Genomic DNA, 22,307 nt, shown 5'->3' on the forward strand with positions numbered 1-22,307 from the left:
ACAGGGGGTGCACGCGAGGCCGTCCGCCTGCCTGATCCGATCAGGCGGTCTTGACACGCCCCCGGAGGAAGAGCGCGACGGCGACGGCGGCGGCGATGCAGATCCCGCCGTTCACCCAGATCGCGGTCGTGACGCCGGTCAGCACGGCCTCGGCCTGCGGCGCGGTGCTCGCGAGGGCCACTGCCGTGAAGACGGCACTCATGATCGGGGTGCCCATCGTGATGCCGACTTGCTGACTCATGGTCGTGAGCCCCGTCGCCATGCCCTGCTCGCTCTCCGGGAGCCCGGACGTCGCGGTGACCATGAACCCGACGATGACGACGAGGTTCGCGACTCCTCCGACGAACGTGGCCGCGAGGACCAGCCAGATCGACGATGCGTCGTCGGAGATCAGCACGAGCGTGAGCGTCGCGATCCCCTGGACGACGAAGCCCCCGACGATGGCCGCCTTGTTCCCGAACCGGCCGATGACCCGCGGACCGACGAGACCACCGAGGACCGTCCCGATGCCGAGCACGGCGAAGGACAGCCCCGCTGCCAGTGGCGTGTACCCGAGCACCTTCTGCAGGTACAGCGTCAGCAGGAAGACCAACGAGGTCTCGGTGACGAACGCGAGCATCCCGGCGATGTTGCCCCAGGACACGCTGGAGCGCCGGAGGACACCGAGCGGCACCAAGGGGAACGACGCACGCCGTTCGATGAACGCGAAGGCGATGAGCAGCACCACTGCGGCAGCGAACGACACGATGACGACCGGGTCGATCCAGGACGTCTCAGCAGCGGTGGTCAGCCCGAACACCAGGGCGAGCAGGCCGAGCGTGACCGTGATGGCGCCCGGGACGTCGAGGCGCGTCCGCTGGGCGGCTCGACTGTCCTGCAGCACCATCGGTGCCACGACGAGCACCGCGACCGCGACCGGGACGTTGATCAGGAACGCCCACCGCCAGGACAGCAGGTCGGTGAGCAGCCCGCCGAGGATCGCGCCGGTGGTGAACCCGGCGGCCATCAGCGAGCCGTTCAACCCGAGCGCCTTGTCCCGGGCGGCGCCTTCGGGGAAGGCGCTGAGCAGGAGTGCGAGGGCAGCGGGAACGACGATCGCGGTGGCGAAGCCCTGTGCGACTCGGGCGACGAGCAGGAGTTCCGGAGTCGTCGCGAGCCCGCCCGCCAACGAGCCCGAGCCGAGGAGCACCATCCCGATCAGGAACATGCGGCGACGACCTGCGATGTCGGCCACTCGACCCATCAGGAGGGTGAATCCGGCGGCGCACAGTGCGAACGCCGTCGCGATCCACTGCAGGTTCTCGATCGCGAACCCGACGTCGGCCCCGATGGTCGGCAGTGCGACGTTGAGGATCGAGAAGTCGACGGCGAGTGTGAAGCTCGCGGTGAGGAGCACGGTCAGTGCGACCCGCTGCTTCGTCGTCATCGCCCTGCCGTCGCCCGTCGTCGACGTGGTCGACGTGACGTCCGTTGCGTGTTCAGTGGTCACGGTGGCCTCTCTTCGTGCCCGGTGGATCAGGTTCGCCAGGGTTCTGACGTGTTCCAACCATCGCCACCACCCGATCCACCAGCCACACCCCGCCGTGCCTGTCACTGACAGTGACAGGACAGATCGGTCTATCCGGCAGCAGAATGAGCAGATGAACGGTCCGAACGAACTGGGGAACTTCCTTCGCGTCCGTCGCGCCGCCCTGCAGCCCGAAGACGTCGGGCTGCAGGGCTACGGTGTGCGCCGGGTTCCGGGACTCCGCCGCGAAGAGCTCGCCATGCTCGCCGGTGTCAGCCCGACCTACTACTCGAGGCTCGAGCAGGGTCTGAGCACGAACGCGTCAGAGGCGGTGATCGCTTCGATCGCCCGTGCACTCAACCTGAATGACGACGAGCGTGCACACCTCTTCAACCTCGCGCGTCCCGAGCACTCGACGCCGAAACGGCGATCTGCCGCGAAGCCGGACCACGCCCGGCCGGGCACCGTCCGGCTGATCACCTCGCTGGCATCGACGCCGGCGGTCATCATCGGCAAACGCAGTGAAGTACTCGGCTGGAACGCCCTCGGGCACCGCCTGGTCGCCGGGCACCTCGACTTCGAGAGCCCCGAGCGGATGGGTGAGCGGCCGAACATGACGCGCATGCTCTTCCTCGATGCCCACACCCGCGAGCTGTACACGCGGTGGCAGGAAGAAGCTGTCCGGGCGGTGTCGTCCCTCCGGGTCCTCGGCGGGAAGAGCCCCGAAGACACGCAGCTGACCGCGCTCGTCGGCGAATTGACCGTGAAGAGCCCGGAGTTCGGCACGCTGTGGGCGAAGCACCCCGTGGAGAACTGCGTGTCCGGCCTGAAGTCGTTCCGCCATCCGGAGGTCGGCGACTTCGACCTCAACTTCGAGGTGCTCACACCGCCGGACGACTCCGGCCACCGCGTCCTGATGTACACGCCGGACGCCGGATCAGCTGCAGCCGGTGCGCTCGAGCTGCTCGGACGCGGAGTGGAGGAACGGGTCACGAACGCTGCTCCGGCTGTGCGCTGAGCGCGCAGCGAGAAGGCCCGACCCCGCTGGGGTCGGGCCTTCTCGCTGCTCACACCGTCGGCGTCGCCACTGCCGGCTCGGGCGCCGGGAGTAACTTCCGACGAGGCCGTGCGAACCGATCCATCATGGGTTTCTCGACGAGCGCGTAGAGCGCCCAGCCGCCGAGGATCGTCAGACCGAAGAACGCCGCGATGAGCAACAGCGCCACCGGCGTCGAGAAGGTCGCGTTCTGCATCATCTGGCGGACCCAGAAGATGACGACGCCCTGACACAGGTAGAACCCGAACGACGTGTCACCGAGCCACTGCATCGGCCGAGACCGCAGGAAGGTCGGCCTACCGGCCGCGTCACCGCTGGCCGCCGTCGCGATGAGCATCGCGATGGGGACGATCGTCGCCACGTTGAACGTCCACACGAAGGGCACCACGTTGGCGAGCGCGTAGCCAGCGGCGCACGCGAGCAGTGCCTGCCACATGCGCACGGCGGGCCAGCGGTGCTCCATGACGATACGGGCGAGGAGCGATCCGAGGATGAACTCGAACAGGCGTGCCGGCGGGAAGATGTAACCGAACCAGAACTGGAACGAGGACACGGGGGTGAGCGCGGATCTCGGGCTGTCCGGCACGACCGTGAGGTTGATGATCTGCACCAGGATCATCCCGACGACCATCATCGCCGCCCAGAACCACAACCGGTTCCCCGGGATCTTCCGCAGCCCGATGATGATGAGCGGGAAGAGCATGTAGAACAACAACTCGCTGCAGAGTGTCCAGGATGGTGGGTTCACGGCGACGTTCACGGCGCCGTCAGGAGAGTACGAGTTGAGCAGGAAGAAGTTCAGGACGACTGCGTGGGCGGGCGTGATCGAAGCGGCGAACAACACCATGGCGAGCACCCACATCACCAGGTGGTTCGGGAAGATCTTCACGAGCCGGCGCCGCCAGAAGGACGTCATCCGTTCGCCGGGCTTCGCGGCCCACGCGAGCAGGAACCCGCTGAGGACGAAGAAGAACGAGACGCCGATGTAGCCCGTGGTGACGAAGATCCTCTCGGCGGTGTCCGCGACCCGCTCGTCCGCGAAGAGGTTGATCGGATCGTTCGGCGGTATCGGAGACGCGGACAGCGTGATGTGGAACCCGAAGACCAGCAGCGCGGCGAAGAACCGCAGACCGGTGAGCGACGGCAGCTTCGGTGGCCGCTTCGTGGTGGGGGCTTCGATGGTCATCGGTTCCCGTCCTTCCTCGGCGGGAGCTCGACACCGAGCTTGTGCGTGAAGTGATTGGCGGGGTCCCATCGTCGCTTCGCGCGCTGCAGCCGCGGGTAGTTGCCCTTGTAGTACAAGGTCGACCACGGCACACCCGACCGGTTGCGCTTCGGATCCGCCATGTCGTTGTCTGGGTAGTTGATGTAGCAACCGTCCATCTGATCGCCGGGAACCGGCGCACCACCGGTCTCCGGGAAGAGCCCCTCGAAGGTCTCCCGTTCCCAGCCGAGGTAGAAGGCGTCGTCCTTCTCGTCCTGCCAGAAGGTCTGCAGGCAGATCTTGAAGATCGTGTCGCGTTGCGCGTTCGCGGTGGCGTCCTCGGCGACGGCGTTCACTTGGCCCCCGAAGGAGAACACGACCATCATCGTGTCCGGGTTGGTGAAGTCGGTCCGCGTCATCTGTTTCCACATGACGCCGAGCTGTCGGTCCGTGAACCCCTTCTTGAAGTAGGCGCTCTTGTGCGCGCCGCGACTGGTCGGGTTCGTGATGGTGGGATTGTTCGTGCCGACCGTCCGAGTTGCCTGCATCCATGAGATCTGCTTGGTCTCGTAGAAGTCCGGGAGCGCAGGCAGCTCACCGCTGGGAGCGGTCATCGGCTCCGAGCTGACATCGACGCCGGCGGTGATGGCAGCGATGAACCGATGCAGCACACCAGCGGCGTCCGGCGCATCCGCGTCGATCTGGGTGAACATCCCCAGGCTGCCGTGTGCCCGGTGGTTCAGGTTGAACAGGCTCGACAGGTTCGATTCCGGCGTGCCGGGGTCCTTGTACCGTTCGTGCCAGGTGTTCCAGTTGGTCATGAGCCGTCGGAAGGCGGTCTCGTCCACCTGGTCCCAAGGGAACGACAGCGCACTCACGAGCACGCGGGACGGTGCCTTCACGAGCAGGTCCGACGGGTTCGTCCCCGTCGCGCCGGGGGATCGGAACCAGTACTTCGTGACGATACCGAAGTTCCCCCCACCACCGCCGGTGTGCGCCCACCAGAGGTCGCCGAGCGCCCCCTTGGACTCACGAGTGGCCACGTGCGTCGAGACCGTGCCGTGCTCGTCGACGGTCACGACCTCGACCGCGTGGAGGTGATCGACCACCAGGCCGTGTGCACGGGTGAGCAGGCCGTACCCACCACCGGCGATGTGGCCGCCAGCGCCGACGCTGTAACAGATGCCTCCCGGGATCGTGACACCCCATCCCTTGAAGAGCTTCTCGTACACGTTCAGCAGCCGTGCACCGGGCTCGACGGCGAACGCGCGCATCGCGGGGTCGTAGTACACGTCCGTCATCGTGGAGAGGTCGAGGATGACCTCGACCTCCGGGTTGCACACGAAGTCGGCGAAGCAGTGGCCGCCGCTGCGGACGGAGAGCTTCTTGCCGGCGCGGACTGCCGATCGGACCGCACTCTCCGCGTCCTTCGCCGAACCGATGAGCCGGATGTAGTCGGGCCGAGCGACGAATCGCACGTTGTTGCCCGTCATCATGTCCAGGTACCGGGAATCACTCGCCGTGATCGTGGCCCCTGCCACCGTGCGCGCATCGTGGTTCGTCTCGGACGCCATCGCTGCGAGCGGGTTGCCGTTCTCGAGCGCCATCATCGCCCCGGCCGCGGCTGTGCCGGCAGAGCCGAACAGGAACCCCCGTCGGCCGACCCTGTTCTTCGGGGGAGGTACTTCGGTGCTGGTCTTCGCCTGCATGGTTCAGCCTTCCTGGGGCGTGCGGTTGCGGTGGAGGGTGATCTCGGCCTTCGGCGCGACGAAGTAGTGCGGCACCGAGTACGAGATGGTGGCGAAGTCGTCGATCCCGCGGCCTTCGAAGTCACCGGCGACGATGCGGGCGATGGATTCGCTGGACACCTTCCACTTCACGAACAGCCCCTTCTCCAAGTCGACTGCCTTGTAGTAGTAGGCGCCCTGCCAGGGATCCGGCCCGCGGAGGCCGATCAGGAACTCGTCGTCGCCGTCACCGTCGAAGTCACGACACATCACCGTGTGGCCGGGGCCCTCACCGTTCTCGTTCGGGTCGCCGTAGATGTCGAGGAGGTGCCGCTGCCACGTCGACGCCGTGGCGTCGGCGGTGGTCCGCGTGTACACCGCGACCGTGTTGCCGTGGAACGGTTCGATCGCGGCGACGTACGCCAGGGGGTCGTCCCCGATCCGGCCCCCGTCGACGTCGCCGGAGCCCTTGAACGTCGTCTGCTCGAACTGGCTCGACTCACCGTCGCCGATGTGTTCCCAGGCGAACCGTCCGGTCACATCGTCGTAGTAGAGCCAAGTGACGCCTTCGTCGGACGCCATCAGGATCGTGTCCAGAGCGGAACCGGGGATGAGACCGGGTTTGCTGGCGACGCCGTGGATCATCCGGAAATCGGTGCGGCTGATCACTTCGGCGTCCCATTCCGCAGTGGGGTCGTCGGGTTGGGTGAACAGCATCACCGGGAGGACCGCGTGCACGTCCTCGACCGCGACGATCGGGAACCCGATGATCTGGACGCGGTCCGTCCGGGAGAAGTGCCCGACACGGAGGCGATGCATGCCGGTCGCCCGGCCGACGTAGTGTCGCTTCCAGTTCTCGGTGGCCGTGGCCGGGTCACCGGGGTTCTCCAGCCAGTCGATCTTGCCGCCGCCGCCGTCGGCGTGGTGGATGGTTCCGCCCGGACCGTACAGCTGGTAGCAGACGACCAGGTCGGGCAGCCCGTTGCCGGTGATGTCGCCCGTGTCGGCACCGACCGGTTCCTTGATCCGGTCGACGATGAGGTGCTTCTCCCACGTCGGGGACTTGTACCAGTAGATCTCCCCGACGGTCAGGCCGTAGCCGATGAGGTCGAGGTTGCCGTCGCCGTCGACGTCGGCTGCTTCGAGCCAGTAGCCGTCCCGGAGGAAGTCGGTGACGGTCTCCGAGTCGAACGACGGCGGGGTGAGCGCCAGGGCCGGCGACGCGGGGCGGAGTGCTTCGAGTGTCATGAGTGTGCCTTCCGGTTCAGGAGGGGATGGTGACGGGGCGTGGAGCCGCTGTGGGAGACGATGCGGAGCGGCGCCGATGCGCGCTCGCTGCCGCGATCATGAGGATGAGCGCCGTGGTGGCGAGCGCAGCGCCGACGATGATCGGCGACCGGTAGCCCAGACCAGCGGTGATCGTGAGACCGCCCAACCAGGCGCCGATGGCGTTCCCCGCGTTGAAGGCGGAGATGTTGACGCCCGATGCCAGGGTCGGGGCCGCAGAGGCGAACTCGAGGACGCGCATCTGCATCCCCGGTACGGACGCGAAGCCGACGGCACCGAGCAGGAAGAGTGCGAGGCCTGCTGCCCACGGTGTGCCCGCGACGATCGCGAAGCCGACGAGGACGACGATCAGTGCGCCGAGCAGCACGAGGAGCGTCCGGTCGAGCTGCACGTCCGCGGCGCGTCCACCGACGATGTTGCCGACGAACAGTCCGCCACCGAACAGCACGAGCATCCACGGAACCGCTGCGTCAGGGAAACCAGCGACGTCGGTGAGGATCGGTGCGACGTAGGTGAACGTGCCGAACATCGCACCGAAGCCGAAGACCGTCACGAGGATCGACAGCCACACTTGCCCGTTGCGGAACGCCGAGAGCTCTCGGCGGAACTGTCCTGCCGGTCGCTGTTCCGCGGCCCGCGTCGGGATGAACGCCAGCAGGCCGAGGAGCGCGATGATGCCGATCGCCGTGATGGTCCAGAACGTCGACCGCCAGCCGTACGACTGTCCCAGGAACGTGCCGAGCGGAACCCCGAGCACGTTGGCGATCGTGAGTCCGAGGAACATGATCGAGATCGCTCGCGCCCGTCGGTCCGCCGGGACGAGCGAGGCGGCGAGCACCGAACCGATCCCGAAGAACGCGCCGTGGCACAGGGCCGCGATGATCCGGCCCACGAGCATCACTCCGAACCCGCTCGCCACGGCGGAGACGAGGTTGCCGACGATGAAGAGCACCATCAGGGTGCACAGCACCGTCTTCGGTCGCATCGACGCCGTGACCGCCGTGACGAAGACACCGCCGAATGCGACGCTGACGGCGTAGCCGGACACGAGGTACCCCGCCTGGGGGATGGAGACGGCGAAGTCCGTCGCGACCTCGGGGAGCAATCCGAGGATGACGAACTCGGTCAGGCCGATGCCGAACCCACCGATCGCGAGCGCGACGAGACCGGCGGGCACCCTCGCCGTCGAAGGCGTGGTCATGCGAGCGAGGGCACCACGTCGGCGCCGGGGACGAAGGGCATGACGGCCGGCCCCATGCCGAAGTAGTTTGCGATGGCCGCGATGGTCCGGTCGGTCGCGCGTCCGTCACCGTACGGGTTGATCGCGTTCGACATCTCCGCGTAGGCCTCCGGGTCGTTCAGGAGGCGCTGCACCTCAGCGACGATCTGGCCACGATGCCGGCTGACGAGGCGGGACGAGCCGGTGAGGATCGACTCGCTGCGTTCCGTGACCTCACGGAGCACGAGCGTCGGCTTCCCCAGGGCGGGGCCTTCTTCCTCAGCCCCCGAGCTGTCCGACAGGATGACGTCACTCCGACGGAGCAGTCGGCAGAACGACAGGTACGGCAGCGGGTCGACGAGGTCCACGTTGTCGATGCCCGACAAGACCGGGACCAGCACCGAGCGGACCTTCGGGTTCAGGTGCAACGGCACGACGATGCGGACGTCGTCGCGGGTCGCGATGTCCGCGAGGGCCTCAGCGATCTCGAGCATCGGCTGTCCGTGGCTCTCTCGGCGGTGCGTGGTCGCGAGGATGACGCGTCGGGGATCCGTGTCGAGGTCCTCGAGACGGGGGTCGCCGTAGGAGCGGAGGTTCTGCATCCCCCAGGCGAGAGCGTCGACGATGGTGTTGCCCGTGACCGTGATCGCGCTCTCTCGGATTCCTTCTCGGATGAGGTTCGCGTGGTTCCCCGGTGTCGGCGCGAGATGGAGCGCGGCGATCTGACCGACGAGCTTGCGGTTCGCCTCCTCTGGGAACGGTGACGAGTTGTTGCCGGAGCGGAGACCCGCTTCGACGTGGATGACGGGGACCTGCGCGTGCAGTCCGGCGAGCGCGCCGGCGAGGGTCGTCGCGGTGTCTCCGTGCACGAGCACTGCGTCAAGGCCGTCGAGGTGGTTCCCCGAGCACAGACCTTCGAGGATCCGGTGCGTGACCTCGGACAGGCTCTGCCCGTCCTTCATGACCGCGAGGTCGACGTCCGGCGTGATGCCGAACTCGTCGAGCGTGCTGGTGAGCATCTCCCGGTGCTGACCGGTGGAGATGAGCACGGTGCGGAAACGCTCGTCGCCTCGGAGTGCGTGGATGAGCGGTGCGTACTTGACGGCTTCGGGGCGAGTGCCGAAGACGATGCCGATGGTCTTCATGGTGGAGCTCCTGCCTGGTTTCGGGGACGCCGGACGAACCGGTGACGAACCGGTCGGCGTCGGTGGTGGTGGGCGGTGCTGGATCAGGCCGCGTGGAACTCGAGTGCGAGCCAGAGACAGTCCGAGTCGGCTCGGTACTGGTGCCACGGGTAGGTGAAGGTGCCCTCGACGTCGACACAGAACGGGATCGGGTTCGTGGTGCCCGGACTCAGCATCTGGTCCTCGTACAGGGATCGATGGGTCTTCTCGTCGAACTTCTGCATTCGCCCGAGTCCGCTGATCTGTGTGTGCACTTCGATGAACGGATGGACGTTGTGGATGCCGCAGTCCGTGCCGGCCGGGCTGAACCACAGGTTCGCCTTGACCGTGAACCGTTCGGGCCGCGACGGAAGCGCCGGCTGGTGGAGCACCGTGCGCCGGTCGATGAGCACCGTTCCGATCACTGCTTGCGGCGACTTCAGCAGAACCGGCCCGCCCTCACCGTAGAAGTCGTGCCAGCCGATGGCGCGCGCACGCCGCTCCTGTTCATCCTCGGATGCCGCCGCGACGGCGAGGATGAGCTCGCCGGTGACGACCCCTTTGACGAGGATCGTCGAACTCAGCGGAGGAAGAGGAGCGAGCTGCGTCGTACCGGTGAATGCATCGGTCTGCGCCAGGTTCACGATCACTGTGCGTTCGGTGATCGGAAAATCGACGGCATCCCGGATGAGCGCGACCGTCGCGAGTTCGCTGTCGAAGTTCAGTTTCTCGGCGATGGTGTTTTCCATGCTGACCCCCCTGAGTCATTTGATGCCAGGCAAGGGCGCTCCTGCCGAACCCCCACTCTGAACAGGAAAAACTGCGGGATGAAGAAGCCGGTTGACTGACCGTGTGGCACTTCCTCGTCCCGCAGTGAGGCAATGACAGCAGTTGCTCAGCCAAAGCATCCACTCCCTGACAGTGACAGGCTGCTTCCGCGTTTCTCTTGACCTAGGTGAGATCTGCGCGCTAGGGACGCGCGCGTTGCACCGCCGTTCTCGCTGCACGACGAGCGCGACGTAACAAATCGATTTCCAGATGATGAAGATTGCCGGAATCTTGTTCCGCAGGATCAACACCGTGCGGCGCATCCTCATGGAGTCGCCTAACGTGAGCGAACCGATCGCAATTCTTTGGGGGAACCTTGCGGGGACGAAACCATCAGCTCCTCACCGCAGCGGCGGGCGTGGTCTGCATCGCAGTGGTCACCGGATTGTCCGCATGTGCCACGCCTGGGGCTGCCTCTGGGCCGGAGCCCGATGCGCTGAGCGCGGCGCGAGCGGAGAACATCCTCGACGCGAACGCCGATCAGGCATGGCAGCTGGTCGCGTCACGCCATCCGGGGCTCGAGCGGCCGGTGGTCGGCCGCGTTCGGACCGTCTCGCACGCCGACTGGGCCCCGACGCAGGAACGGTGCATGACCGCCGCGGGATTCCCGCAGGCGAAGGCGATGCCCGACGCGAGCCTCGCCTCCGGACAAGTCCCGGCGGAACAGTCCGAGCCGTTCGCGGTCGCCGAGTACACGTGCGGGGTCGAGTACCCCATGGCCGCGAAGTACCAGACTGCCTTCAACGAGTTACAGCTGGAGTGGCTCTACCGCTACTCCACGGGCGAGCTCACGAAGTGCCTGCAGGACCACGGCATCGCGGTGAAGCGCGGCCCGAGCGAGCAGGAGTTCGTCGACAGCGACGGGGCGTGGTCGCCGTACCGGTCGGTCGATCTGCCGCAGTCCCAGTACTACGAGCTCGTCACCGCCTGCCCGGAGATCCCGGACTCGATCTACGGCTGAGCGGCTCGGAAGAAGGGCCCCGAGACCCCGCTTGTCCGAGCTGCCCACCCAGGGAGCCGAGGAGTGCGACGACGAAGCCGACGATCTGCAGCGGCGACAGCGCCTGGCCGAGGACGACCCACCCGAGCACCGCAGCGGTCAACGGACTGAGGACGCCCAACAACGCGATCCGGGCCGACGGCAGCGCCCGTGCGCCTCGGAACCAGACGCTGTAGGCCAGGGCCCCACCGACCAGCGTGAGCCAGGCGTACCCCGCGTACCCGGCGGCGGTCGGCTGCCACGGCCCGCTGTCGACGATCGGGATGAGCGGGGCGATCACCACGCCCCCGACGATGAGTTGCCATGCGGTCGAGGTCAGGGGGCGTGTGCCCTCCGGGGTGCCCCACCGACGAGTGAGCAGGAGCCCCAACGCCATGGACACCGTTCCGAGCGCCGCCGCCGCGAGCCCGAGCACGTCGAACACGGCACCTCCGCTGAGGGAGACGAGCGCGACGCCCACCAGGGCCACGACTCCCCACGCCACGTGGGTGATCGCGGGCCGCCCCCACCGCAGCGCCAGGGTCAGGGCCACGACGACGAGCGGCTGGAGCGCACCGACGATGGCCGCCAGGCCTCCCGGCAGTCGGTCGGCCGCGACGAAGAGCAGCGGGAAGAAGCACCCGATGTTGAGCATGCCGAGCACGAACGTCCGGAGGCGCCAGCCCCGCGGTGGGACTCCCGGCCGGAGCGCGAGCAGCAGCAGACCGGCGGGGAGTGCACGCAGGACGCTCGCCGTCATCGGGTGATCAGCGGGCAGGAGCTCCGTGGTGACCACGTAGGTGGATCCCCAGACGATCGGCGCCACGGCCGCGGTGAGCGTGATGCCGGCCGACGCGGACGTGGATCGGGAGCGGTCGGTCATCTGCACACCGTGTTTCCTTCAGGCTGAACTTCTCAACGTTGAGACATTATGGCCCCGATAGGCTCGCGTCAAACAGTTCAGCGTGAAGGAGTGCTCCGATGGAGGATGCCGTCGATCGAGTCCTGGCCCAGTGGAGCCGGGAGCGACCAGACCTCGACGTCCGCGCGATGGCCGTCATCGGGCGGATCGGGCGCGCCGAAGCGATCCTCGACCGCAGGGTCGGTGCCGTCCTCGCCGAGCACGACCTGCTGCCGGGCGAGTTCGACCTCCTCGCGACCCTCCGACGTGCGGGATCACCGCACCGACTGGCCGTCGGACAGATGCTCGCCTCGACGATGGTGACCTCCGGGGCCGTCACGAACCGCTTGAACCGGCTCGTCGCGAAGGGCTTCGTCACGCGGCAGACCGACCCCGCGAACCGACGCAGCGTGCTGGTCACGTTGACCGATCACGGGCTGACGGTGGTGGACGCAGCGTTGGCCCGGCACGTCGAGAACGAACGGGAGCTCCTCGGCACGCTGAGCAGCGACGAGGAGCAGCAGCTGGCCGGGCTCCTCCGGAAGCTGCTGCTCGGCCTCGGCGACGGGGCGGACTGAGCACAGCCCGCCGTGGCCACCGGCCCCGGAGAGTCGCCTGACGCGCTCCGTCTCAGGCGGCGCCGTGGCCCCGGCCGTGGCCGTGCTTCGTCGCGTTGGCGTTGACGAGGTGCAGTTCGTTGCCGTGGCGCTCCAACACGGGCTTGTACCCGGCGGGCAGGCCGGCGACGCGGACCCTGCTGAAGCTCGAGCCCTTCGCGATCCGGTCCGCCGTGATCAGGACCACGTCGTTGGACACGGCCGTGCCCTTGGCGACGTGCACCCGCAGCGTCCCGCCGAACGACGCCGTGCCGTCGACGCGCATGGCTGGACGGGGCCCGGAGACGCTCAGCGACAGTGCAGCGTGCGAGCGCTGCGTCAGGTTGCCGCCGATTCGGATCACCCTGGTGCTGGCATCGGCGAGCGTGCCGGAGACAGTGGCCACCGACCCCTTGCCCAGGGCAGCAGCGGAGTCCGCCGTCAGCGTCCCACCGCGGACGATGGTGCCCCCGGTGTAGCGGTTCGAGCCGGCGAGGGCGAGGCTGCCGGTACCCCGCTTGGTCAGTGACCCGTTCCCGCCGATGTTGTTGCGCCAGGTGTCGGCGGCGTCCAGGCCCTTCTCGGCGGCGTTCATCGACACCGACACCGCGCTGTCGAACGCTCCGTAGCCGGACGCTGCCGAGAACAGATCGAGTCGCCCCCACCCTTCCGCATCGTCCAGCAGGGGGTAGCCCGACGGCAGCGCGGTCGTCCGGAGCACCTCTCGGATCTGGGCGTCGCTGAGGTACGGCAGGCGGGTCCGCAGGAGCGCTTCAGCACCCTTCGGCACCGTGGCCGGGGTGGTCTTTGCGCCGGTGCGCGCGAACCCGTACGTCAGACGTTTGCGGTAGTTCTTCTTGTCCGCTGCGTAGTCCGCGTACCGATCGACCGCGCTCGGGCCGGCTGCGGCGAGGACCTTCTCCGCCTGCTGGTGCGCCTGCTGCTCGAGCTGCGTGTTGGCCGGGTCGTTCAGGACGGCCGCTGCCAGCGCAGTCGCCAGGACCCGTCCGCCCATGACGTCGAGCGGCGAGTGCATCCCCGCGACGATCCGACTGTTGCCGATCTCCGAGCCGTTGGTGAGGAGCTCGGTGTACTTCTCCGGGTACGCGTACGCGAAGGCCAGAGATGCCAGGTAGCCGGCGTTGGTGTGTCCGCTGGGGAAGCCGCCGTCCGTGGCGGGCGTCGGGGACTTCTCGGGGACGAGCTGCGGCAGCACCTTGACGTCCTGGCTCTGCCGGTACGGCCGCGGGTACTGGTAGTACTTCTTCGCGTTGCTGGCAGAGGAGTAGTCGCCCCGCAGCGTGTTCACCAGCTGGACGACGTCGCCGAGCTCCGAATCGGTGTCCGCCCACGCGCCCTTCGCGTTGCCCTGGTCGGCGTACTGCTTCGTCGTGGCGTCCGCCGGGATCTCGTCGGGGATCGTCGTGCCCGCGTTCGTCGCGGTCCGCACCGCGTCGGACAGGTCACCGAAACCCGCGATGGCCGAGTAACTCTGGTTCCGTCGGTCGATCAGGTACGCCTCGTGCCCCTGCGCATCCGTCCGGGTCTGCGTGGTCCGCGCTGCCTGCGCGATGTTCGAGTCCAGGATCCGCTGCGCTGCAGCGCTGGTGGCGACCCCGTTGTCCCACGACGATCCCGGGCGCCACAGGGTGCCGAACTGCGACAGCACCCCGGTCGCGGCGTTCGTCTCCGGCGTCGTGGCGGCAGGGGTGTTCGTCTTGTAGGTGTCCACGAAGTACCCGTAGGCGCCTGGACGCGGCGCGGTCCGGGATGTCGCCGCAGATGCGCCCGCCGGAGCGATCAAGGACACGGCGCACGCCACCGCCAGGACCCCCATCACCGTGCGGGCCCGACGTCTCGGAACAGCGATCAGGAACCGGCGCATGGCGTTCTCTCCACTCGAAGCGTGGTCACACGATTCGGTGACACAGAGCAGAAGCGTGGCGCAGGCGCGTGAACCGGAAGTGGCACCTGCGTGAACCGCTGCCGTACTCGCTGCTGTTGCTCACCACGGACCCCGCCGGGTGCAACAGCGACGCCACGAGAGTGCGGCCTTCGCCTCCCCCGAGGGGCCGGTCACGTGCCTGAGACGGCTGACGAGACGGACTGGAGGCGCGGTGCGGGCTGGCACCGCGCCTCCAGTCCGTCGGTCGACCGTCACGGGCGGGAGGGGCGGGGTACCCGATCCCGCCCCTCCCGCCCGTCGATCCACCCGCGCCGTGCGGCGCAGGGCGCTCCACCAGACCCGAAACTGGTGAAGTCCTCAGCGGCGCAGGGTGTCGCGCGCCAGGACGGCGAAGTCGCGCAGGAGAGAACGGCGCTGGCGCGTCCGATGGGACCGCCATCACCCAAAGCGTTCGGTCACCGCGTCGCATCCGATGCGGTCCCGTGGGGTCGAGCTTGATGGTTTCGTGCGTGCGCCGGGCATCGAGAGTGTGAGTGGCCATGACCTCGTCAGAGGCGGCGAATCAGAGCTATTGCGCGAAGTTGTACCAGAGAATTGCGTTGCCGACAGCAGCGGCGGCAAGCATCAACGCGAGAGCATCGTGCAGCGTAAAGAACTCCCGGTGCGCCTTGATACTGCAGCGCTCCGCAATACCGGAACGCCAGTTCCCGCACAACCGCCCCGTTCTCGTGTGCTTGGACCGGCACTTCGCCACATACCCGCCGGCAGTCACCAGCGGCAACCCAACACCCGCAGCCAGCGCGACGAGGAGACCGATGCCTTCTGGCTGGCCAAGCCACTGGACAAGAGCCACGACGCCGGAGACCACAACGACGATGAACGCGAAGACCGTCGCACGAGCACGTTGGACCTGCATTCGCGGAGGAAGTTGGCCGGGGAAAGACTGATAAGACACTCGACAGAGTCTCACATAGAGTGCGAGCGCCCCTGTCCTCTCGACATACCCCCGAACAGGGTGCGACGGGATGCCGACCACGCCCGAGCACCTACGCTCACGGTGTCCGCTGGCGACGTCGCCACGTCGATCGTCTTCCCGTGGCCGGCGGCGGCGCCGTGTATCCGGTCGTGAAGGTCCTCGAGGTTGCATTGTTCCCCGTCCCCGCGGAGGCCGCGGCGTCCAGACAGGCGCACCTTCGCGGGACCCGTCAGACCATTTCAGTCTCATCCCACCCGGTGAGAAGGCCACCTCCGGTTTGGAACCTCAACGAACCAAGTGTGGACATTCGAGCGGTGAGACCTGTGAGGTCCCCGAAACGGAGCAGATGCGTTGGTCCGCTTCCGCGCGAGTAGTCCGAACCCTGATAGCGCTTCGGTGCGACGAGTTGCGCTCGCACATCAGGGTGAAGTTCGCAGAACAACGCCGCGGCCAGAGTTTGCATCTTCGACCCGAACGGAATCACAGTCAGGCGTTGCTTCCCGAACCCCTCGTTGTAAGCCTTCTCGAGCCGGTCCAGCGTCTCCATGTAGTGCAGAGTGGACGCGTCGTGGAAGTCGAACGCCGCCGGCTCCTCCGGATACGCATTAATCTGTTTCATCACCGTCAGCCGCCAGGCCAGATCCTTCGCTGGCGGTTCACCAGCAATGTAGGTCACACCGCGGTGCGGGACATCGGCATTGAAGGCGGGGTCTACCGCGTCCAGAGCAACGCGGACCCGGTTCGCGTTGAAGCCGCAGATCACCACCGCGTGCTCCGGTAACCCTTCGGCTGACTGTCCGATGTACTCAACATCTGCGCCACTGGAATCTGCGTCGTAGTCCGGACCAACCGCAATAGGCGCGGATGGCGAGACGCCCTTCAGCAGCTCGGCTCGTGCTCGAAGCTGATTGAGGATGTTCTCTGCGTCAGCCTGCGTGGGCGCGTACTCGGTCGCTTCGGTGTAGGCGACCGTCAAGTTAATCGAAATACCCTCACGGGCCAACTCGAAGAGACACCGCATCACGCGCAGAATGATCCGACCGCTTGCACCGCTTACGTCGAAGGTTAGTCTCAGGCGCCCGCCATCGTTCTCGGACCGCTCGGCGGCAGCGCGCACAGAGGGCGCAAGCTTCGACGAAAGGTCCGCGACGTCGATCGTCGTCATCCGCGTACTCAATTGCTGTAATGACACCGTCAGGTCCGTCATCTGCGCTTCGTTGTCATCACGGTTTGTTGCGAATTTCAGGACGACTGCCTCAACGACGTTCGCGCTCCCGCCTGCCAGAAGTGATGCGTACCTGGTGCTGCGTTCCTCGAATCCGTTCACCACGATCAGGAGATCGGTTACCGGAGCGACGGTGAGCGGTTCCAATTTGGGGAACGCATCGTGCATGTCAACGAGCTCGACCCTTCGGAACCTCACGAGTTGAGCCCCTCACCGTCGAACAGCGTCAGCTGCACATCCGAAGGTTGCTCCTGCGCTGGGTCAACCACCGCCCGTCGTCGCTTCTCCAACTCCGGCTCGAGAATCAGCTTCGGCTGCTCGAGCATGAGTTGGAATTGTTGGGGGCTGATCTTCACTGCATCGTTCTTGTACAGTCCGGCCCGGAATACTGGGAGGTAGATGCGTCGGAAGTGCCAGCGTAGCGTGGACAACCGTGAATGACGGCTGCGCCCCAGAGTGAGTTCAATGAACACTGAACGTCGGAGCAGTTCCTTGATCAATTCAAACTCCCCGCCGGGAAGTTCCTGCTCCATGCCGAGATTGCTTTCCACCTCGATGCGGGGAATCTCGACCGGAACAATCTGACTGTGCTCCCGGATACCCTTCCCGTCCTGCAATGCAGCTCCGACGAACGTTCCGAATTCGCGCGCGAACATGAGCAGTCGATCCCCGAGAGGACGATGATGCACTACGGCATTCAGGAGGAGGCGGCTCACTTCCTCCACCGCATTGTGCTGCGCCCGTGCCGCTATTACTTTTCGTGACGTTTTGTTGCTCTTCGAGAGGATGCGCCGATAGAGCATGAGTAGGGCGGCGATGTCCCCGCTGCACAACATTGCCAGCACGTCAAGGCCATAGTACGTTGCCTTCAGCTTCCCGCTTGCACGCAGGTTCGCATTCATCGCCTTGTGATCGAGTGAGTCCCCGATCAATTCCTGCGCAGTGCCGACCCAGCCTGCCGCCTTCAGGCGCCGGTCGAGGAGATTCTGAATGAACCTCTTATTCGGTGCACCATACCCGGCCTTGGTGTCGTCGAGGAATTCCGCACCGCAATCGATCTCGATTCGTTCGCGGTCCGGGTCGGAGGTGAGCCCTGACCAAGAGTTCACTGTTCCGTATTTCTCACTCGACACCTTGAAGTGATGGCTTGGCTGACGTCCCCAGACAATGTTGAAGACGAGTTCCTGGACAGCCTCGCTGACACGATGCGTGCTGAAGTCGTCGAGGAGAAAAGCGATCGGGTGGGCCTGAAAGAACGGCATGATCTGCACGAGGTCCGCTGTTACGTCGCCGATCAACGTGACAGGTGCCGATGGCGCGCTCTTGCGCTCGTGAAGTCGCCGCTGGCTTCGGAAGAGTTCCCGTTCAACCAGGTGCGTTGCCGACGCGAGCGGGTTCGGGTTGAATCGGACGGTCGGCGCCGCCGGAGTCAGGTGCTTCTCAATCAGCTCATAGATGCGCGCCGCTTCGTCCTTACCGAGCCCGAACACTTCCTGCGCATCGCCCCGCTGCGCAACGACGCCGAGCGTGCGAACCAATTCAAGGATATGCAGCAGATTGAAGAAGAAGACGATTTCCTCCTCCATGCCGTCGACGTCGTCGCGTGTTTGGAAGGCACTGAGCCGGGTCTGCACGTCGCTTGCGCAGCTGACGTAGATGCCACTCACGTGAAGATCTTCCATCGGTACGCGGCGGTCAACGCTCGCATGCGTCCGCAGCGCCAGCCACCGCAGCACCATGCTCTTTCCGCAGCCGCGAGGCCCAGTCAGGAGGACGGCGTCACCCGAGGTGAGCTGACTCAGCCAAGTCGTCTCCGCGAAGAGGTCCAGGAGGAGTTCGTCGTTGCGAATCTGCTCCGCGTTGATCAGTTCGAATGGCTCCTTCAACTCCTGACGTCCGCCGAGGGACAACGTTGCGTCCCGCGCGACGACACGGAGCGCTTCACGGATCTCTGCGCCGGTGCGGATGCTGCGGCCGGCATCATCGTCGGTCATCTGATTGAGCAACGGCTCCAGCAGGTGCAACAATCGCCGATCGTCGAGGCTCAGGTCTCGTCGCCGTCGAACGACGTTGTGCATGACCGCGATGTGATGCGCGATGTGGTCGACGTCCGAAAGCTTCTTCTTCGTCGCCGATGTGGGCTTCAAGCTTCCCGTATCGACCACGACAAGCTGGAAACCGGCCCCGGCGGGGTCGTGCGCTGCGACCTCTCCCGGTCGAGACGGGCGCAGCATGATGTTACGGGCGTGCAGATCATCGTGCTCGAGCTGTTCTCGCTCGAGCGCGTCCAGCACATCAGTCATCTGCAGCGCGAAGCTCATGATGGTTGCTGTGGTGATTTCGTCGGAGCGCTTCTCCACCAGGTCCTGCAACGTGAACCCGTCATCCACCCACTGCTCGACGATGACAACGAACGCTTCGGGCATGCCCTCAGCGGTGAAGGCACCGACGTCCTCGCATGTCGTAAACAGCGGCGGTTGCAGGCCGAGACGCAGCCGGAACTCGTCCTCAATCCCACGATCCGGTGATGCATAGTCCTCGGCCAGCGCGATCTTCGCCGCGTACCGGCGTCCGCGCCGGTCGACGACCTGCCACACCACCGCTTTTCGGCCGTTCGCGACACAGCTGACCGGGATAAAGGTCCGATCGGTCGTCTGCAGCACGCCACCGGAAAAAATCGACGAGTCACGCAGCAGCGCGAGCTGCTCCTCTGAGAGGTCGCCGGAACCCGGTTGAGGACTATTCACCCTCTATGTATAGCCGGTCGAGGCCCACTCCGGGGACGCTGAAGCCGGACGCGGAGACGTGAATAGGCCAGCGACGTCCTAAGCGACAGATAGCTCCAGACGGTCGATCGGCAGCTCCACCTGCCCACCATGGGTACGAATGCCAACATACGAATGCACTGTCTCCAAGAGCGTTGCAAGTTCTGCCTCAGCGCCCAGGAGCCGTCGTTCGTCCGTGGACGAGTGGCTACGCCGTGCACCTTGTAACGCCGCTGTGACAGCGCGCTTCCGTTCGATCAGCACGTTCACCAGAGTCTCAAGCGTGGAAGCGTCGAACGCGTCGGCCCGTCGAGCGAACCCCATCCGTTCCAGCACCTGAGCTTGATGCTCCGCCAGCAACGTCGCCGGCGTCGCGACGTTCGCCGACCGAGGATCCACATCGAACGACTCTCCACACGAGCAGGTGTAGGTACTCGTGCCGTGCTCCTGCCGCCAACCAGTGGCGCTCACCAACCGGTGCGAGTGCAGCGCCGACGTGATCTCTGCCTGAATCAAAGCTGCCATGACAAGTTTTCGTCTCAATCTCTCCCGGAACGAACGCTGTCGTTCTCAGATGCGGCGAACCGCCCGGCGCGTCGCTCCCCCGAGCCACGCACCAGCGTGATAGTAGAGGACCATCCTACGGCGCGACGCGTCCCGCGTCGACGAACGCCCGGTGGGTGATCGGCATGAGTTGCGCAAACTGCGTCTCCAGCTGCGTGGCGACCATGTGAATCTCGCGCTGCGGCGCGCTCGGGAACAGCGCATCTGGCGCCTGGACCCGGAGCGACAGGAACGCCATCAACGAACGAGCGTTACAGGTGGCATACATCGAGGAGTACGTCGCGACGGGAAGGACACCACGAGCGACCTCCCGGGCAACTCCAGCGTCGAGCATGCGGGCGTACGCGTCGTAGGCGACAGTCACCGACCGCCGGGTCTCGTCCACAACGACCGCGTGCTGCTCCGGACTCCCGGGAGTGAACTCGTAGTGGCCGGCTTTCCCGGTCTGCAACAATGGCCGGTCATCGTCCGGGAGGTAGAACACGGGAGCCAACCGCCGATACCGCCCAGACTCCTCGTTGTACGACCAGCCAATCCGATGCCGGTGGAACTCGCGGAAGACGAAGATCGGTGCCTGGATGTAGAACGTCAGCGAGTTGTGTTCGAAGGGAGTGCCGTGCCGGTTCCGCATGAGGTACCGGATCAGGCCTTCAGAGCGAGCCGGGTCCTCATCGAAAGCGGCTCGGGACTGCTCTCCGACGGTGGACACGCGAGCAGCCCAAACCACATCGGCATCAGACGCCTGGCTGCGGACCAGTTCCGCCGTCACATCACTGCGAAATGTTGGGGCAAGAGCCGCTTCGGACTCGTCACCGTCTGACGGGTGCACCGTTGACGGACGGTTCGGATCTCTCATCAGTGCGCGTCTTCCCGTGCTCGCTGCTGCGACTCGCTGGTTCGGTTCAGCGTACTGAGCAACCGTTCGGCGGAGCAAGACCGCCCGTCATCGTCGTTCATTCGGCTCCGTAGAGCTGCCAGCTCTCGGCGCGGAAGTCGCGCCAGCTGGTCTCCCGTCCAGCACGCGGGACCGCCCAGCGGTGCTTCCACCATTCAGCGAGTTCGTCAACCGTATTACCTGCTCTCCCACCCAAGGTGCCTGCCTCCCCGCGAAGGAATTCCTCGGAGTTCTCGGCAGTCGCTCCGAGGAACAGCTGTCGTTGCACCCCGTGCGCGCGCAAGCGCCGGCCGTCTAACCCCAATTCCAGCAGCGCGCGTTGAACAACCTCACGTCTGTTACGGAAACTCGTTCCACCCCACTGCTGGTGACGTTGCGTCGCCTTGCCATCCAGTGCCGCTGCCGCCACTTCGACCAACCGCTCATAGATGCCGCCGGTGAAATGAAAGTCGCCGGTACCAGAGGAGTACCCGACCGGACGCATCGAAAGCGAGCCGTCCTGCCGCCGAAGACGGTTGTAAACAGACGAGCGCCCCAGAGCAGACGACGTCGTCACCGCAGCGAGCTGGGCATGGCGTGAAACGCCGGAGATACGACTCGTCGCCGTCCGATACTTCTGCTCGAACACGGAACGAACATCGTTGCTGGTGGCGAGCAGCGCCATCAATTTCCCGGCAAGGATCCCCCGATACGGGGGCACCGCGCCGAGCACGAATGCGTCCATCAGGTGGATCAGGCCGTCCCGGCGCTGCTGCGCGTCCCAGCCGATGGCGCCGTCCCTGGCCCGCATTGCAAAAACCGGATCGGTCAGGCCGACCAGTCCCATCAGCCGCCCGTCGTGACCGTCGTCGACGACAAGGAAACGAAGACGGCGACCGTATCCGCTCGATACGGGAATGGACCAGTGCAGCGTAGCCCAGCGCCACAGCAGCCCGTCCTCGCTTCGGGGCGAAGTCACCTCAACCAGGCGAGGCCTGATGCGCTCTGGGACGACGCTGGCACCGTCAGCAAGACGGGCGACGAACCGATTCTCATAGCGGGCGAGCGACGGCAACGCGTGGGCGACCTTCGCTCGCACTGCTTCACGATGCAACGACCGCAATGCGGACTTGTCGTCGACGTGCGGCGCAGCGAGGCCACCGTCTACAAACTGGAACCCCTGCCGGTGAAGGTGCTCCAACACATCTCTGCGTACTTCGCGTGCGAACGCGGTCAACGGTTCCCCGCGAGAGTTCACGTCCGGGAGGCCAGACACCATCACTTGGTTCGAGGTGTCGCTGGATGCTCCGTTCGTCGCCTCGACGACGAGATGCGTCACCGGGGCGGAGGTCATCCAACGAGTATCGCAGGGGGCCACCGCGCCCGGAGCGCCGTGCGCCGTCGACGGCCAATCAGTCAACGGGAAGCGGGCCCCATCCAGAATCACGCTCCGGGATCGCACCACTTCACCCAGGGGCAACGCTGGACGCAGCGCCATCGCAGATGCCATGTAACCCCAAATGATGGGA

The 22,307-nt window shown here is 66.0% G+C and carries 18 protein-coding genes; 3 read left to right on the top strand and 15 right to left on the bottom strand.

The window, feature by feature from the left end:
• Positions 1–40: 40 nt before the first annotated feature.
• On the bottom strand, positions 41–1,426 hold the full coding sequence (locus H489_RS30645) for an MFS transporter (protein ID WP_040419874.1): 1,386 nt from the start codon (positions 1,424–1,426) through the stop codon (positions 41–43).
• Between the two features lie 214 nt (positions 1,427–1,640).
• Here H489_RS30645 and H489_RS30650 point away from each other — a divergent pair, with 214 nt between their 5' ends.
• Positions 1,641–2,525 (top strand): helix-turn-helix transcriptional regulator, encoded by an 885-nt coding sequence (locus H489_RS30650; protein WP_017887638.1) that lies wholly within the window; start codon positions 1,641–1,643, stop codon positions 2,523–2,525.
• A gap of 49 nt (positions 2,526–2,574) precedes the next feature.
• Here the strand turns inward: H489_RS30650 and H489_RS30655 are convergent, their stop codons facing one another.
• From H489_RS30655 to H489_RS30680, 6 genes are all read right to left on the bottom strand, one after another.
• A complete protein-coding gene (locus tag H489_RS30655; RefSeq protein WP_017887639.1) occupies positions 2,575–3,750 on the bottom strand; it encodes an acyltransferase family protein in 1,176 nt (391 codons plus the stop codon).
• A complete protein-coding gene (locus H489_RS30660; RefSeq protein WP_017887640.1) occupies positions 3,747–5,477 on the bottom strand; it encodes an FAD-dependent oxidoreductase in 1,731 nt (576 codons plus the stop codon). The genes H489_RS30655 and H489_RS30660 overlap by 4 nt, the downstream gene beginning before the upstream one ends.
• Positions 5,478–5,480: 3 nt before the next feature.
• Positions 5,481–6,743 carry an FG-GAP repeat domain-containing protein gene (locus H489_RS30665; protein ID WP_017887641.1) on the bottom strand — a complete coding sequence of 421 codons (1,263 nt, stop codon included), beginning with the start codon at positions 6,741–6,743 and terminating at the stop codon, positions 5,481–5,483.
• A 16-nt stretch (positions 6,744–6,759) separates the two neighbouring features.
• Entirely contained in the window at positions 6,760–7,959 is a 1,200-nt protein-coding gene (locus H489_RS30670) for an MFS transporter (RefSeq protein WP_017887642.1), read from the bottom strand.
• Positions 7,960–7,979: 20 nt separating this feature from the next.
• Positions 7,980–9,146: a non-hydrolyzing UDP-N-acetylglucosamine 2-epimerase gene (gene wecB, locus H489_RS30675; RefSeq protein WP_017887643.1), complete on the bottom strand. Its 1,167-nt coding sequence runs from the start codon at positions 9,144–9,146 to the stop codon at positions 7,980–7,982.
• 83 nt (positions 9,147–9,229) lie between these two features.
• Entirely contained in the window at positions 9,230–9,913 is a 684-nt protein-coding gene (locus tag H489_RS30680) for a hypothetical protein (RefSeq protein WP_017887644.1), read from the bottom strand.
• A 668-nt stretch (positions 9,914–10,581) separates the two neighbouring features.
• Here H489_RS30680 and H489_RS30685 point away from each other — a divergent pair.
• Positions 10,582–10,953, top strand: a complete 372-nt coding sequence (locus tag H489_RS30685; RefSeq protein WP_139179561.1) for a hypothetical protein — start codon at positions 10,582–10,584, stop codon at positions 10,951–10,953.
• Here the strand turns inward: H489_RS30685 and H489_RS30690 are convergent.
• Positions 10,913–11,854, bottom strand: coding sequence for an EamA family transporter (locus H489_RS30690; protein WP_031260024.1), 942 nt, complete (start codon positions 11,852–11,854; stop codon positions 10,913–10,915). The two genes, H489_RS30685 and H489_RS30690, sit on opposite strands and share 41 nt — an antisense overlap.
• Positions 11,855–11,952: 98 nt before the next feature.
• Between H489_RS30690 and H489_RS30695 the strand changes: the two genes are divergently transcribed.
• Positions 11,953–12,450: a MarR family winged helix-turn-helix transcriptional regulator gene (locus tag H489_RS30695; RefSeq protein ID WP_017887647.1), complete on the top strand. Its 498-nt coding sequence runs from the start codon at positions 11,953–11,955 to the stop codon at positions 12,448–12,450.
• 52 nt (positions 12,451–12,502) lie between these two features.
• Here the strand turns inward: H489_RS30695 and H489_RS30700 are convergent, their stop codons facing one another.
• The 7 genes from H489_RS30700 to H489_RS30730 form a co-directional block, all read right to left on the bottom strand.
• Entirely contained in the window at positions 12,503–14,200 is a 1,698-nt protein-coding gene (locus H489_RS30700; protein WP_017887648.1) for an acid phosphatase, read from the bottom strand.
• 742 nt (positions 14,201–14,942) lie between these two features.
• Positions 14,943–15,290: a hypothetical protein gene (locus H489_RS30705; protein WP_017887649.1), complete on the bottom strand. Its 348-nt coding sequence runs from the start codon at positions 15,288–15,290 to the stop codon at positions 14,943–14,945.
• Between the two features lie 289 nt (positions 15,291–15,579).
• A complete protein-coding gene (locus tag H489_RS30710; RefSeq protein WP_139179563.1) occupies positions 15,580–16,743 on the bottom strand; it encodes a hypothetical protein in 1,164 nt (387 codons plus the stop codon).
• A gap of 26 nt (positions 16,744–16,769) precedes the next feature.
• On the bottom strand, positions 16,770–19,322 hold the full coding sequence (locus H489_RS30715) for a protein kinase (protein ID WP_139179564.1): 2,553 nt from the start codon (positions 19,320–19,322) through the stop codon (positions 16,770–16,772).
• A 78-nt stretch (positions 19,323–19,400) separates the two neighbouring features.
• The gene (locus H489_RS30720; protein WP_017887652.1) at positions 19,401–19,865 is read right to left on the bottom strand and encodes a hypothetical protein; all 465 of its coding nucleotides are present in this window, start codon (positions 19,863–19,865) and stop codon (positions 19,401–19,403) included.
• Between the two features lie 115 nt (positions 19,866–19,980).
• A complete protein-coding gene (thyX, locus tag H489_RS30725) occupies positions 19,981–20,673 on the bottom strand; it encodes an FAD-dependent thymidylate synthase (protein ID WP_017887653.1) in 693 nt (230 codons plus the stop codon).
• A gap of 184 nt (positions 20,674–20,857) precedes the next feature.
• Positions 20,858–22,132 (bottom strand): Druantia anti-phage system protein DruA, encoded by a 1,275-nt coding sequence (locus tag H489_RS30730; protein WP_017887654.1) that lies wholly within the window; start codon positions 22,130–22,132, stop codon positions 20,858–20,860.
• Positions 22,133–22,307 lie beyond the last annotated feature (175 nt).

It is taken from the genome of Curtobacterium flaccumfaciens UCD-AKU (genome assembly GCF_000349565.1).
GTDB lineage: Bacteria > Actinomycetota > Actinomycetes > Actinomycetales > Microbacteriaceae > Curtobacterium > Curtobacterium poinsettiae.